Here is a 13,576-nt window from a genome sequence, read left to right as displayed (position 1 = left end):
TGCCATCTCGCGCAATAACCTCTTCTGAGGAGTATGGGTCCCGGCCTTCGCCGGGACGACACTGAATGTGGGGCGACGAGCTCGCACATTCATTCGGAATGAGGTTGTCATCGCCGTTCCGATATCGCAGCATCAATCACACAAGAAACGGCAGGGACAACGCATGGCGCGCGCGAAAAACGTTCTCTGGATCATGTGCGACCAGCTTCGCTATGATTATCTCGGCTGCACCGGCCATCCCACGCTGAAGACGCCCAACATCGACGCCATGGCGAAGCGCGGCGTGCTCTTCACCAAGGCGTACGTGCAATCGCCGATCTGCGGCCCGTCGCGCATGTCGTTCTACACCGGGCGCTACATGCGCTCGCATGGCTCGCACTGGAACGGCTGGCCGCTGCGTGTCGGCGAGCCCACGCTCGGCGATCATCTGAACAAGATCGGCGTGCGCAACGTGCTGGTCGGCAAGACCCACATGGCGCCCGACCTCGAAGGCATGAAGGCGCTCGGCATCCCGCCGGAATCGATGATCGGCGTGCACGTCGCCGAATGCGGCTTCGAGCCCTATGAGCGCGACGACGGCCTGCATCCGACCGGACGGCCGCGGCCGAAATACGATGAGTATCTGCGCCAGCAGGGTTTTGACGCGACCAATCCCTGGGAGCATTGGGCCAATTCAGCCGTCGCTGAAGATGGCTCCTTGCAGAACGGCTGGCTGCTGGTGCATGCCGACAAGGCCGCGCGCGTGCCGGAGGAGCATTCCGAGACGCCCTACATGACGCGGCGCGCGATGGACTTCATCACCGAGGCCGAGACCGACGGCCGGCCGTGGTGCCTGCACCTGTCCTACATCAAGCCGCACTGGCCCTATATCGCGCCCGAGCCCTACGCCAGCATGTATTCGACGGATGACATGATCCCGGTGATCCGCTCCGAACGCGAGCGGCAAAATCCGCATCCGGTGTTCGGCGCCTATATGGACATGCGCTACTCCCGCAACATGGCGCGCGACGATGCCCGCGAGAAGGTGATCCCGACCTATATGGGCCTGATCACCCAGATCGACGATCAGATGGGCGTGCTGATGAAGTTCCTGGAGGAGCGCGGTCTGCTGGACACCACCATGATCGTGTTCACCTCCGATCACGGCGACTATCTCGGCGATCACTGGATGGGCGAGAAGGACCTGTTCCACGAACAGTCGGCGAAGATCCCGCTGATCATCATCGATCCCTCCCGGGAAGCCGACGCCACGCGTGGCACGCGCAGCGACGCACTGGTGGAGGGCATCGATCTCGCGCCGACCTTCGTCGATTACTTCGGCGGCAAGGTCCCTAGCCACATTCTCGAAGGACGCTCGCTGCTGCCGCTGCTGCGCGGCGAGAAGCCCGAATGGCGCAAGGTGGCGTTCTCCGAATACGACTACGCCATGCAGGACGTGCGGCTGAAGCTGAATCAGCCGATCGAGCGCTGCCGCCTGTTCATGGTGTTCGACGGCCGCTGGAAATACATCCACGCCTCCGGCTTCCGTCCGATGCTGTACGATCTCGAAACCGATCCGGAGGAGTACGTTGATCGCGGCGACGACCCGGATTGTGCCGGCATCATCGCGCGGTTGCAGGCCGAACTGTTCGACTGGGCGCTGCATCCGAGCGGCCACATCACCACGCCACGCGAGAAGATCGCAGCTTATGCCGACAACCAACTCCAGGTGAAGGGCGGGGTCTTGATCGGCATCTGGGATGAGAAAGAGCTCGCCGCGATCAAGGACGGCATCGCGCAGCGCGCGAAGATGTAGGCTGCTCTTCGCGAGTCTGCATCGTCGCTACAATCGAACATCCATCCACGCCGTCATTGCGAGCGCAGCGAAGCAATCCAGTTCTTTCCCCGGAGAGATTCTGGATTGCTTCGTCGCATCAGCGCAAAATTGCTACGCAATTTTGTCGCGAGCTTCTCGCAATGACGGGAGGAGAGACCTAATTCTCGATCTTGTATCCCGTCGCCTTCACGATCGGCTGCCAGAACGCCGTGTTGGCGGCGAGCTCCTTCGACAATCCATCCGCATTGCTGCCGACCGGGATCAACCCGATCGCCGTGAGCTTCTCTTTCACCTCCGGCTTGGCGAGTGCCGCGCTCGCGGCCGCGCCGAGCTTGCTGGCGAAATCCGGCGGGCTGCCGGCAGGAAGCCACATGCCGTACCAGGCGTCAGCGACGAGATCGATGCCGCTCTCCTTCAGCGTCGGGACGTCGGGCGCGAAGGGTGAACGTTCCGCGCTCGAGACCGCGATGATCTTCACGCCCTTGGCACGATGCTGCGGCAGTGCATCGGCCAGCGTGGTGATACCAAATGAGATGTGGCCGCCGACGAGGTCGTTGAGGATCGGCGCGCTGCCGCGATAGGGCACGCGGGTTAGGGGAATGCCAAAATCCTTCTCGAGCCTGGAGCCCATGAAATGCGGAATGGTGCCGTTGCTCGGCACCCCGAACGAGGTCTTGTCGGGATGCGCCTTCAGCCAGGCGACGAATGCCTTGAAGTCCGTCGCATCGATGCCCGGCCCCATCACGAGCGCAAATTCGAATCGCGCCAGCAGCGACACCGGCATGAAATCCTTCGACGTGTCGAAGCTCGGCGTCGTCTCCACCATCGGCAGCAGGTACATGGTGGGCCCCGTCGTCACCAGCACCATGCTGCCGTCGGGGCTCGCGCCCTTGACCGCCTTGATGCCGATCAGGCCGTCGCCGCCGGTGCGGTTCTCGACCACCATGGTCCGTTGCAGCACGGGAGCCATCTCCTGCGCGATCAGCCGGCACAACGTATCGCCGCCAGCTCCCGCCGCGAACGGGAAGATGATCTTCGTCAGCCCGGCCTGCGCTTGCGCCCCTCCTGCCGGCGCCAGCAGCGGCAGCCCAAGTCCTCCTCCAAGACATCCGGCCATGAATGTGCGGCGATCCATTCGTTTCCCCCCAGCCCATTTGATTGGCGGCATTAGAACCGGACCGGCGACCAAGACAAGTCTGAAGGCAGGATCAAAGACAAGCCCGACCCGCGCCGTTTACCATGCCGGCCGCCTTGCGCCGGCCATCGTCCTGCTGCAAAAGCAGGCCTCACCGGCGCCGCTCTCTCGCTCCGCCGTTTCCAACGCAGAGCATTTCGTCACACGCGCCAGCACAGACACACATGGCCAGCCCCGAACTCAGTCAATTCCGCCGCATCGTCGTCAAGGTCGGCTCAGCGCTGCTGGTCGATTCCGACAAGGGCGAGGTGCGGGCGTCCTGGCTCGCCGCGCTCGCCGACGACATGGCCAAGCTGCACAAGGAAGGGCGCGATGTCCTCGTGGTGTCCTCCGGCTCGATCGCGCTTGGCCGCAGCCGCCTGAAATTGCCGCGCGGTCCGTTGAAGCTGGAAGAGAGCCAGGCCGCGGCGGCGGTCGGGCAGATCGCACTGGCGCGGATCTGGTCGGAGGTGCTCGGGGCCCACGGCATCGACTCCGGCCAGATCCTGGTGACGCTTCAGGACACCGAGGAGCGCCGCCGCTATCTCAATGCGCGCTCCACCATCGGCAAGCTGCTGGAGTGGCGCGCCATCCCCGTGATCAACGAGAACGACACGGTCGCGACCACCGAGATCCGCTACGGCGACAACGACCGCCTCGCCGCGCGCGTCGCCACCATGGCGAGCGCCGATCTGCTGGTGCTGCTGTCCGACATCGACGGGCTCTACGACGCCCCGCCGAAGAACAACCCGAACGCAAAGCTCATTCCGGTCGTCGACAGCATCTCCTCGGAGATCGAGGCCGTGGCGGGCGATGCCGAGTCCGAGCTGTCGCGCGGCGGCATGCGCACCAAGGTCGAGGCGGCCAAGATCGCGACGACAGGCGGCACCCACATGCTGATCGCCTCCGGCAAGATCGAGCATCCCCTGCAGGCGATCGCCGATGGCGGCCGCTGCACCTGGTTCCTGACGCCCGCCAATCCCATCACGTCGCGAAAGCGCTGGATCGCGGGCACGCTGGAGCCGAAGGGCACGCTGACGATCGACGCCGGCGCGGTGACCGCGCTGCGCGCCGGCGCCAGCCTGCTGCCGGCCGGCGTGATCAAGGTCGAGGGCCAGTTCGCCCGCGGCGATGCCGTGGTCGTGCGCGGCCCCGACAGCAGCGAGGTCGGCCGCGGCCTGATCGCCTATGACGCCGACGATGCCGAGCGCATCAAGGGCCGCTCCTCCCCTGATGTGATGGCCATCCTCGGCATCAGCGGCCGCGCCGAGATGATCCACCGCGACGATCTGGTGGTGGGCGGGTAAGGCCTGCTACTGCATGTCGTCGGAGGCGATATCCTGTCGACCGTGCATCACGCGGATGATCTCCACACCATCGGACAACGGGATATAGAAAATCACGTAGTTGCCAACCGGGAAGCTGCGCAGGCCGGCCCTCAGTTCCCGACGCTCGCGCCCAGCGAGTGGATTCTCCAGGAGCATTTCGAATATCTCGCCGATGCGCGCGACCTGCTTGTCGGCGGACCTGACGCTGTCCGAAGCAATGAAGTCCCAGATCGAATCGAGATCGAGGTCTGCTTGCGGGGCTTTGCGAAATCTATTTGCCACGTTTGCGCGCGGCCAAACGTTGCCGTCCCCGCGCCTTGATGTCGTTCATCCATTCCTGGACATCGACCTCCTCCATCGGCCCGCTGTCAAAGCCCTTCTGGATTTCCTCCCGCAGCGCCTCCAGCTTGACCTTGCGCCGCTCCTCGCGCTCCTCGACGAGGCGAAGGCCTTCGCGCACCACCTCGCTCGCGGTGGCATAGCGCCCGCTCTCGACCAGGTTGTCGATCAGGTCCTCGAAATGCTTGCCAATGCTGTAGCTGCTCGCCATGGGATGGCTCCATTATCAGATAATGATATTTATTGATATTTGAGCATCCCGCAAGGATCAGTCCGACCTTGGGCATGACCAGGCCATTGGCCGACCCGGCGGCGCCCGCCGGGCCCCTGCCATACCGTCCCCACCCTTCGCAAAAGCGGGATTTCCGTGCTAGGACACCGCCTTAGCAGAAGGTTGAACTCCCATGGCCGCCCCCCTCAAAGCCGTTGACGGCAATGCCGATCTCCAGGCGCTGATGTCCGATCTCGCCGCCAAAGCCCGCGCTGCCGCGCGCGCGCTGGCGCTGGCGCCGCCGGAGCAGAAGAACCGGGCGCTGGAGGCCATGGAGCGGGCAATCCGCGCCAACGCGGCGGCGATTCTTGCCGCCAATGCCGAGGACGTCGCGGAGGCCCGCGCCTCCGGCAACATGACCTCCTCCTTCATCGACCGCCTGACGCTGACGCCGGCGCGGGTCGAGTCAATGGCCGAAGGCATCGGCATCGTGCGCGGCATCGCCGATCCCATCGGCGTCGTCACCGAGAGCTGGCAGCGGCCGAACGGCATGACCATCGAGCGCGTGCGCGTGCCGCTCGGCGTCGTCGGCGTGATCTTCGAGAGCCGTCCCAACGTTGCGGCGGACGCCGGCGTGCTCTGCCTGAAGTCGGGCAACGCCGTGATCCTGCGCGGCGGCTCGGACAGTTTCCGCTCGTGCCGCGCGATCCATGAATGCCTGGTGCAGGGCCTGCGCGAGGCCGGCCTGCCTGAAGCTGCGATCACGCTGGTGCCGACACGCGACCGCGCAGCGGTCGGCATGATGCTGTCGGGCCTGAACGGCGCCGTCGACGTGATCGTGCCGCGCGGGGGCAAGAGCCTCGTCGCGCGCGTCGAGCAGGAAGCGCGCGTGCCTGTGTTCGCGCATCTCGAGGGCGTCAACCACGTCTATGTCGATGCCAGCGCCGACCTCGCCATGGCGAAGTCGATCGTGCTCAACGCCAAGATGCGCCGCACCGGCGTCTGCGGCGCGGCCGAAACGCTGCTGGTCGATCGCGCGGCTGCTGCATCGAGCCTGAAGCCGCTGGTCGAGATGCTGATCGAGGCCGGCTGCGAAGTGCGCGGCGACGACGCCGTGCAGAAGGCCGATGCGCGCGTAAAGCCTGCAAACGACGAGGATTGGGACACCGAATATCTCGACGCGATCATCGCGGCGAAGGTGGTGGACGGCGTCGACGGCGCGATCGCACACATCCAGAATCACGGCTCGCATCATACCGATGCGATCGTGAGCGCTGACGAGCGTGCGGCGAAGAAATTCCTGAGCGAGGTCGATTCCGCGATCGTGCTGCACAACGCCTCGACGCAGTTCGCCGATGGCGGCGAGTTCGGCTTCGGCGCCGAGATCGGCATCGCCACCGGCCGCTTCCACGCCCGCGGCCCGGTCGGCGCCGAGCAACTCACGAGCTTCAAATATCGCGTTCACGGCACCGGGCAGACGCGGCCGTAAGTAACGTTGCAAGGCGCGGGGCATTGAGCAACAAATTCGTCGTGCCGCGTTTTGTGGCGCAAGCGGTCCCGCCCCATACGGAGGGCATGCGCATCGGCCTGCTGGGCGGTTCGTTCAACCCGCCGCATCAGGCGCATCGCGCGATCAGCCGGTTCGCACTTAGGCGATTGCAACTCGATCGCGTCTGGTGGCTGGTCACCCCAGGCAATCCGCTCAAGGAGAATGGCAACCTGCATGAGCTCGGCGCGCGCATGCAGGCCGCACGCGATGTCGCCGATGATCCGCGCATCGAGGTGAGCTGTCTCGAATCCGTCATTCGCACCCGCTATACTATCGACACGATCAACACCTTGCGCCGCCGCTTCTCGGGCTTGCGCTTTGTCTGGATCATGGGCGCCGACAACCTCGCTCAATTCCATCGTTGGCAGGACTGGCGGCGGATCGCCGGCCAGGTGCCGATGGCGGTCATCGATCGCCCGCCGCAGAGTTTTCGCGCCCTCGCCTCGCCCGCCGCCCAAGCGCTATCTCGTTACCGTCTGCCGGAGAGCAAGGCAGCGCTGCTTGCGGACCAGTCGGCGCCGGCCTGGGTGTTCCTGACCGGATTGAAGCTGAATCTGTCCTCGACCGGTCTGCGGAACCCGGACGGGAGCTGGAAAGGTACGAAGTGAGACGGAGTGTCCGGGCGTTGTGGGGACCTTGGCCTCTCTGGCATATTGAAACCCTTAACCCCACATGATGTAGTGTCACCCGTGAGCGCCGGATTCGGCTCTCGCGATACAGTGAAAGGAATGGTCCCTGGCCACATCTGTATTGTCCAAGTCTGTTTTACCCAAGGTTGCTAAGCCTACGCGTAAAACATCGACCAAAGCTGCGGCCTTGAAGGCGCAACCCGACGCCGACAAGACGCTGAGCCTGATCCTCTCCCGCCTCGAGGACATGAAGGCGGAAGAGACGGTCACCATCGACCTTCGCGGCAAATCGGCATACTCCGACTACATGATCGTCACCACCGGCCGGGTGAACCGGCACGTTGGCGCGATCGCGGAGAACGTGACGAAGGGCCTCAAGGAAACCGGCATCAAGAACATCCATGTCGAGGGCTTGCCCAATTGCGACTGGGTGCTGATCGATTCCGGCGATGTGATCGTGCACGTGTTCAGACCCGAGGTCCGCGAGTTCTACAACCTCGAGAGGTTGTACACGCAGGGCCCAGGGGCGGCGAAGGCGATCTAGAGGCTGACGAAGCCGATTTCGAATCGGCTGACGCGCATGCTAGCGTCGTGCGCGCGCCTGATGCGCGCGACCTCGAAAACACGACGCTGAAACCATCATGCGTGTTGCTGTCATTGCGGTGGGCCGGCTGAAGCAGGGCCCCGAACGGGAGCTTGCCGACCGCTATTTCGAGCGGTTCGACGAGGCCGGCCGCAAGCTCGGATTCCGCGAGCTCAGCATTCACGAGATTCCCGAGAGCCGCGCGCGTGACGCCGCGACGCGGATGACTGAAGAGGCCGCGGCGATCTCGGCGCATATTCCGGAAAAATCCATCCTGGTGGCACTGGACGAGCGCGGCCAGAATCTCGACTCCACCGTATTCGCACGGCATCTCGGGCGCTGGCGCGACGAGGGGGCCGGACATACTATCTTCATGATCGGAGGGGCGGACGGACTTTCGCCCGAATTGCGCCGTAAGGCCAAGCTCGCGATCGCGTTCGGCTCTGCGACCTGGCCGCACCAAATGGTCCGCGTCATGCTTCTGGAACAGCTGTATCGGGCCGCCACCATCCTGGCCGGCCATCCTTATCACCGCGCGTGATCCGCGCCACAACGAGCACCTTTGCCTAAAGCGATGCGAGCGCCCGTCCTCAACCTGCTGATTGCAAGCCTCGCAGGCGCAGACCTCGCAGGCACAAGCCTCGCACAAGCTCAGACGGCAGCGCCGGCGCCCCAGACCGCGGCCGTCTCGCCTGACGCCATCAAGCAGCGCGAGCAGGAGCTGGAAGCTGCGCGCGCCAGACAAAAGAGCGCGGAGGAAGCGCAGGCCAAGTTGAAGGCCGAGATCACGGCGCTCGGCCAGGATCGCACCCAGCTCAATCAGCAGCTGATCGACACCGCCACCAATGTGCGCACCGTCGAGACCAAGATCGACGAAACCGAAGCGCGGCTGAAGACGCTGAACGGCCGCGAGCAGCAGATGCGCTCTTCGCTTGATTCGCGCCGCGCCGACATCGTCGAGGTGCTGGCGGCACTGCAACGGGCCGGCCGGCGCACGCCGCCGGCGCTGCTGGTACGACCTGAGGATGCGCTGCAATCCTTGCGCACCGCGATGTTGCTCGGCGCCGTCGTGCCGGAATTGCGCGGCCGCGCGGAGAGGATCGCGGGCGAGCTCGGCGAGCTCGTGGCCCTGCGCAAGAACATCGCGAGCGAGCGCGACCAGCTCGCCGCCGACCGCGACAAGGTCCGGAGCGACCAGACCCGCCTCACCGCGCTGATCGACGAGCGGCAACGCCAACAGGCCGCGCGCGAAAAGGACCTCGACGCCGAAAGCTCGCGCGCGATCGCGCTCTCAAGGCAGGTCGGCGATCTCCAGGGGCTGATCACCAAGATGGAGCAGGACCTGCAGAGCGCCGCCAAAGCGGCCGAGAAGGCCGCCGAGGCCGCAAGGCAGGCCGAGGCCAAGCTGGCAGCGGCAAACGCGGCCGCCAGCGCCAAATCCGGCCCCGCCGCTTTCAAGGACCGGTCCCGGACTACCCCCGCGATCGCCTTCGCCTCGGCCAAGGGCCTCCTGCCCCTGCCGGTTAACGGTAACAAGATCAGGGACTTTGGCGGTTCCGACGGGGTCGGCGGGGTGCAGAAGGGCATTTCGCTGGCGACAAAGCCGGGCTCCCAGGTCACGACGCCGTGCGATGGCTGGGTTGTGTATGCCGGCCCGTTCCGCAGCTATGGACAACTCTTGATCCTCAACGCCGGGGGCGGGTATCATGTCCTGATCGCCGGGATGGAGCGCATTTCGGTCAACATCGGACAGTTTGTGCTCACGGGGGAGCCTGTCGCGACCATGGGGTCGACCTCTCAAGTCGCCTCCATTCTCGCCACGAACGCGAGTCAACCTGTGCTGTATGTCGAGTTCCGTAAAGACGGCACTCCAATCGATCCAGGCCCATGGTGGGCCGCAAATGAAGGCGAGAAGGTTCGCGGATGATGCGCAAGACTTCAGTAATCCTCCTCAGCGCAGCCACCGGTGCGGCGCTGACGCTGTTCGTGACCCAGCCGCGCGCGGTGTTCATGGGCTCCAGCGCGCGAGCCGCGACCGCGGACACCTATCGCCAGCTCAACCTGTTCGGCGACGTGTTCGAGCGCGTGCGCTCCGATTATGTCGAGAAGCCCGACGACACCAAGCTGATCGAATCCGCCATCAGCGGCATGCTCACCGGCCTCGATCCGCATTCGAGCTATATGGATGCCAAGAGCTTCCGCGACATGCAGGTGCAGACCCGCGGTGAGTTCGGCGGCCTCGGCATCGAGGTCACGATGGAAGACGGCCTGATCAAGGTGGTCTCGCCTATCGACGACACGCCGGCCTCGCGCGCCGGCATCATGGCCAACGACATCATCACCAATCTCGACGACGAGGCGGTGCAGGGCCTCACCCTGAACCAGGCGGTCGAGAAGATGCGCGGTCCGGTCAACACCAAGATCAAGCTCAAGATCATCCGCAAGGGCCAGGACAATCCGCTCGACGTGACGCTGGTGCGCGACAACATCCGCGTCCGCTCGGTGCGCGCGCGCGTCGAGGCCGACGACATCGGCTATATCCGCATCACCACCTTCAACGAGCAGACCACCGAAGGCCTGAAGCGCGAGGTCGCCAACCTCTCGAATCAGATCGGCGACAAGCTCAAGGGCTACATCATCGACCTCCGCAACAACCCGGGCGGCCTGCTCGAGGAAGCGGTCACCGTCTCCGACTCCTTCCTGGAGAAGGGCGAGATCGTCTCGACCCGCGGCCGCAATGCCGAGGAGACCCAGCGCCGCACCGCGCATGCCGGCGACCTCACCAAGGGCAAGCCGGTCATCGTGCTGGTCAATGGCGGCTCGGCTTCGGCGTCGGAAATCGTCGCCGGCGCGCTGCAGGACCACAAGCGCGCGACCATCGTCGGCACGCGTTCGTTCGGCAAGGGCTCGGTGCAGACCATCATCCCGCTCGGCTCGGGCAACGGCGCGCTGCGCCTGACCACCGCGCGCTACTACACGCCGTCGGGCAAGTCGATCCAGGCCAAGGGCATCGTGCCCGACATCGAAGTGCTGCAGGACGTGCCGGACGAGCTGAAGTCGCGCACCGACACCAAGGGTGAGGCTTCGCTGCGCGGCCACCTCAAGAACGACGGCGACGAGAAGACCGGCTCGCAGTCCTACGTGCCGCCGGACGCCAAGGACGACAAGGCGCTCAAGCTCGCCGACGACCTGCTCCACGGCATCAAGAACAGCGCCTCCGCCGCGCCCACCCCGGGCACCGACAAGGCTGCGGCCGACAAGCCCAAAGCGGCGAACTGAGTCAGCGCATCAAGCGATCTTCCGAAAAGGGCGGCTCCTCGAGCCGCCCTTTTTGCTTGGAACTCCTGCCGTCTCCGGCCTATCCCGGCCTGCCGCCGCTTGACCCCGCCGTGGTATCGTCGGGGCGAGTGATTCGGGATCGCGCATGACTGAAACGGCCGATGATCTGAGCGCCCCGCTCGGACAGGACAAGCCGCGCCGCAAGCGCCGGCTGCGGCTGCCGTTCACCGCCATGCAGCTCTTGGCCGTGCTGCTCGGCCTGTTCCTGGTCACCTTTGCGGGCTTCGCCATCTTCAACAAGGACCCGCTCGGCGGCGAGCCGATGACGCGGATCGCGATCCGCGAGCCCAAAGCCACGGACGAGAAGCCGGCGGCCTCCGATACCAGGCACGAGAGCAAGCAGGACACCAAGGAAGCGCCGAAGCAGGCTGCCCCCGGTGAGCAGAAGACCGTCACCATGATCGACGGCTCGACCGGCGCGCGGCGCGACGTGGTGATCGGCGCGGGCGATGCCGCCGACAAGGGCGAGGCAGCGTCCGCCCCGCCGCCGGTCATGGCCGGAATCGATCCCAAGCTGCTGGAGAAGTCGCGCTACGGCATGATCCCCGTGGTCGCCGGCGACCTGAAGCCGTTCAACGTCTATGCGGCCGATGCCGACCGCGCCAAGGCCGCCAAGATGCCGGTGGTCGCCATCGTGATCGGCGGCCTCGGCGTCGGCGCCGCCAAGACCACCGACGCGATCATGAAGCTGCCGCCGGCGGTGACGCTGGCCTTCACGCCCTACGGCGCCGATCCCGGCAAGCTCGCCGAGCGGGCCCGCGCCCAGCGCCACGAGATCTTCCTGCAGATCCCGATGGAGCCCTACGACTTCCCGGACAACGACCCGGGACCGCAGACGCTGCTGACCTCGCTCAGCCCCGACCAGAACATGGACCGCCTGTACTGGCACCTCAGCCGGATGCAGGGCTATGCCGGCCTCGCCAATTTCATGGGCGCCCGTTTCATCGCGACGGAGCCGGCGATGCAGCCGATCATCCGCGAGGCGGCCAAGCGCGGCCTCGGCTTCTTCGACGACGGCTCCTCGCCGCGCAGCATCGCGCCCCAGGCCGCGTCAAGCGCGTCGATGCCGTTCGGCAAGGGCGACATCGCGATCGACGTGGTTCCGACCCCGACCGAAATCGACCGCGCCCTGACCAAGCTCGAATCGACGGCCCGCGAGCGCGGCGTCGCCGTCGGCACCGCCTCGGCCCTGCCGGTCTCGATCGAACGCGTCAGTGCCTGGACCAAGACATTGGGCGACCGAGGTATCCTTTTGGTGCCATTGACAACCGCGATGCTGAAATCAAAATCCAGCTAAATCAACGAATTGGTACGGCGGGTCGCGCGGGACCGGCATGCCCACCAAGTGCAGGCAAGAGGGTCTGGCGGAATGGCGCGTTACGAGGATCTGCCCTACCGGACCTGCGTCGGTGTGATGCTGATCAATGCGAAGGGACTGGTGTTCATCGGCCGCCGCGCCGGTGGCATCGAGCATGTCGACGACGCCCATGTCTGGCAGATGCCGCAGGGCGGCGTCGATCCCGGCGAGGACACCTGGGAGGCCGCCAAGCGCGAGCTCTATGAGGAGACCAGCGTGCGCTCGGTCGAGCGGCTCGGCGAGGTCCCGGACTGGCTGATCTACGACATCCCGCGCACGGTCGCAGGCCGCGCCTGGAAGGGCCGCTACCGCGGCCAGCGCCAGAAATGGTTCGCGGTCCGCTTCACCGGCAAGGACAGCGAGATCAACGTCGAGAAGCCCGGCGGCGGCGGCCACAAGGCCGAATTCGTGAACTGGCGCTGGGAGCCGATGAAGAACCTCCCCGGGCTGATCATTCCCTTCAAGCGCCCGGTCTATGAGCGCGTGGTGAAGGAATTTTCCGCTCTGGCGGGTTGAACGGCGAGCTCCATCCCAACCCTCCGCTCGTCACCCCCGCCTAGTGCGCAATTGCGCACGGGGGGCGGGGATCCATAACCCCAAGGAGCGGTGGCGTGGCAGATGTCAACCGCGAGCTTTCAACCGACAGCCGCCTGTGGTTATGGATTCCGGGCTCGCGCTCCGCGCGCCCCGGAATGACGATAGAAGGTTACGCGTGACAAACGAAAAGCCCTACCGCCCCAACGTCGGCATCGCCCTCTTCAACGCCGACGGCCGTGTGCTGATCGGCCACCGCTTCAAGGGCGACGGGCCCGAGATCATCCTGCCGGGGCTCGACTGGCAGATGCCGCAGGGCGGCGTCGACGAGGGCGAGAATTTGCGCGACGCGGCGACGCGCGAGCTGTGGGAGGAGACCAGCGTCGTCAGCGCCGACTATCTCGGCGAGACCGACTGGTTCACTTATGAATTCCCACCCTACGACGGACCGCAGACGCATCGCCTCGCAAAGTTTCGCGGCCAGCGCCAGAAATGGTTCGCGTTGCGCTTCACCGGCAGGGATGACGAGATCGATCCGCTGACGCCGCGCAACGGCCAGCCCGCGGAGTTCGACGCCTGGCGCTGGGAGCGCCTCGACCGCGTCGTCGACCTTGTGGTGCCGTTCCGCCGCGACGTCTACCGCGCGGTGGCGCGGGAGTTTGCGGCGTTCGGAAACTGAAACTGCGAAAACAACCCCATGCACAGTAGAACGGGGTT

14 protein-coding genes are annotated in these 13,576 nt (G+C 65.4%); 11 read left to right on the top strand and 3 right to left on the bottom strand.

Annotation, left to right across the window (positions count from 1 at the left end; all coding sequences use genetic code 11):
- Nucleotides 1–163: 163 nt before the first annotated feature.
- Entirely contained in the window at nt 164–1,795 is a 1,632-nt protein-coding gene (locus IQ16_RS03490; RefSeq protein WP_018643868.1) for an alkaline phosphatase family protein, read from the top strand.
- Nucleotides 1,796–1,973: 178 nt separating this feature from the next.
- Here the strand turns inward: IQ16_RS03490 and IQ16_RS03485 are convergent, their stop codons facing one another.
- A complete protein-coding gene (locus tag IQ16_RS03485) occupies nt 1,974–2,951 on the bottom strand; it encodes a Bug family tripartite tricarboxylate transporter substrate binding protein (protein ID WP_026312121.1) in 978 nt (325 codons plus the stop codon).
- A 224-nt stretch (nt 2,952–3,175) separates the two neighbouring features.
- On the opposite strand from IQ16_RS03485, the gene proB reads away from it, so the two are divergent.
- Nucleotides 3,176–4,297, top strand: a complete 1,122-nt coding sequence (proB, locus tag IQ16_RS03480; protein WP_018643870.1) for a glutamate 5-kinase — start codon at nt 3,176–3,178, stop codon at nt 4,295–4,297.
- Between the two features lie 6 nt (nt 4,298–4,303).
- Here proB and IQ16_RS03475 read toward each other — a convergent pair whose 3' ends face one another.
- On the bottom strand, nt 4,304–4,600 hold the full coding sequence (locus tag IQ16_RS03475; protein ID WP_018643871.1) for a type II toxin-antitoxin system RelE/ParE family toxin: 297 nt from the start codon (nt 4,598–4,600) through the stop codon (nt 4,304–4,306).
- Entirely contained in the window at nt 4,590–4,868 is a 279-nt protein-coding gene (locus IQ16_RS03470; protein WP_018643872.1) for a type II toxin-antitoxin system ParD family antitoxin, read from the bottom strand. Before IQ16_RS03470 ends, IQ16_RS03475 begins: the two co-directional genes overlap by 11 nt.
- A gap of 193 nt (nt 4,869–5,061) precedes the next feature.
- Between IQ16_RS03470 and IQ16_RS03465 the strand changes: the two genes are divergently transcribed.
- The 9 genes from IQ16_RS03465 (at nt 5,062) to IQ16_RS03425 (ending at nt 13,538) form a co-directional block, all read left to right on the top strand.
- Nucleotides 5,062–6,357, top strand: coding sequence for a glutamate-5-semialdehyde dehydrogenase (locus IQ16_RS03465; RefSeq protein ID WP_018643873.1), 1,296 nt, complete (start codon nt 5,062–5,064; stop codon nt 6,355–6,357).
- 23 nt (nt 6,358–6,380) lie between these two features.
- Nucleotides 6,381–7,025, top strand: coding sequence for a nicotinate-nucleotide adenylyltransferase (locus IQ16_RS03460; protein WP_018643874.1), 645 nt, complete (start codon nt 6,381–6,383; stop codon nt 7,023–7,025).
- Nucleotides 7,026–7,233: 208 nt separating this feature from the next.
- The gene (rsfS, locus tag IQ16_RS03455; protein WP_018643875.1) at nt 7,234–7,590 is read left to right on the top strand and encodes a ribosome silencing factor; all 357 of its coding nucleotides are present in this window, start codon (nt 7,234–7,236) and stop codon (nt 7,588–7,590) included.
- 97 nt (nt 7,591–7,687) lie between these two features.
- Nucleotides 7,688–8,170, top strand: a complete 483-nt coding sequence (gene rlmH / locus IQ16_RS03450; protein WP_018643876.1) for a 23S rRNA (pseudouridine(1915)-N(3))-methyltransferase RlmH — start codon at nt 7,688–7,690, stop codon at nt 8,168–8,170.
- 33 nt (nt 8,171–8,203) lie between these two features.
- The gene (locus IQ16_RS03445; protein WP_018643877.1) at nt 8,204–9,556 is read left to right on the top strand and encodes a murein hydrolase activator EnvC family protein; all 1,353 of its coding nucleotides are present in this window, start codon (nt 8,204–8,206) and stop codon (nt 9,554–9,556) included.
- The gene (locus tag IQ16_RS03440) at nt 9,553–10,908 is read left to right on the top strand and encodes a S41 family peptidase (protein ID WP_018643878.1); all 1,356 of its coding nucleotides are present in this window, start codon (nt 9,553–9,555) and stop codon (nt 10,906–10,908) included. Before IQ16_RS03445 ends, IQ16_RS03440 begins: the two co-directional genes overlap by 4 nt.
- A 145-nt stretch (nt 10,909–11,053) precedes the next feature.
- On the top strand, nt 11,054–12,265 hold the full coding sequence (locus IQ16_RS03435) for a divergent polysaccharide deacetylase family protein (protein WP_018643879.1): 1,212 nt from the start codon (nt 11,054–11,056) through the stop codon (nt 12,263–12,265).
- A 72-nt stretch (nt 12,266–12,337) separates the two neighbouring features.
- Complete coding sequence (locus IQ16_RS03430) at nt 12,338–12,841, top strand: RNA pyrophosphohydrolase (protein ID WP_018643880.1); 504 nt, start codon at nt 12,338–12,340, stop codon at nt 12,839–12,841.
- A 196-nt stretch (nt 12,842–13,037) separates the two neighbouring features.
- Nucleotides 13,038–13,538 carry an RNA pyrophosphohydrolase gene (locus tag IQ16_RS03425; protein ID WP_018643881.1) on the top strand — a complete coding sequence of 167 codons (501 nt, stop codon included), beginning with the start codon at nt 13,038–13,040 and terminating at the stop codon, nt 13,536–13,538.
- Nucleotides 13,539–13,576 lie beyond the last annotated feature (38 nt).

It is taken from the genome of Bradyrhizobium huanghuaihaiense (genome assembly GCF_007830635.1).
In the GTDB taxonomy this organism is placed as follows: Bacteria; Pseudomonadota; Alphaproteobacteria; order Rhizobiales; family Xanthobacteraceae; genus Bradyrhizobium; species Bradyrhizobium huanghuaihaiense.
This window is presented reverse-complemented; position numbering and strand designations above follow the sequence as displayed.

What these genes read in the sequence shown, in the direction of transcription:
- IQ16_RS03435 (WP_018643879.1), top strand. Translation starts at nt 11,054, where the DNA reads ATGACTGAAACGGCCGATGATCTGAGCGCCCCGCTCGGACAGGACAAG.
- IQ16_RS03445 (WP_018643877.1), top strand. Translation starts at nt 8,204, where the DNA reads ATGCGAGCGCCCGTCCTCAACCTGCTGATTGCAAGCCTCGCAGGCGCA.
- IQ16_RS03485 (WP_026312121.1), bottom strand. Translation starts at nt 2,951, where the DNA reads ATGGATCGCCGCACATTCATGGCCGGATGTCTTGGAGGAGGACTTGGG.
- IQ16_RS03470 (WP_018643872.1), bottom strand. Translation starts at nt 4,868, where the DNA reads ATGGCGAGCAGCTACAGCATTGGCAAGCATTTCGAGGACCTGATCGAC.
- IQ16_RS03465 (WP_018643873.1), top strand. Translation starts at nt 5,062, where the DNA reads ATGGCCGCCCCCCTCAAAGCCGTTGACGGCAATGCCGATCTCCAGGCG.
- proB (WP_018643870.1), top strand. Translation starts at nt 3,176, where the DNA reads ATGGCCAGCCCCGAACTCAGTCAATTCCGCCGCATCGTCGTCAAGGTC.
- IQ16_RS03440 (WP_018643878.1), top strand. Translation starts at nt 9,553, where the DNA reads ATGATGCGCAAGACTTCAGTAATCCTCCTCAGCGCAGCCACCGGTGCG.
- IQ16_RS03490 (WP_018643868.1), top strand. Translation starts at nt 164, where the DNA reads ATGGCGCGCGCGAAAAACGTTCTCTGGATCATGTGCGACCAGCTTCGC.
- rlmH (WP_018643876.1), top strand. Translation starts at nt 7,688, where the DNA reads ATGCGTGTTGCTGTCATTGCGGTGGGCCGGCTGAAGCAGGGCCCCGAA.
- IQ16_RS03430 (WP_018643880.1), top strand. Translation starts at nt 12,338, where the DNA reads ATGGCGCGTTACGAGGATCTGCCCTACCGGACCTGCGTCGGTGTGATG.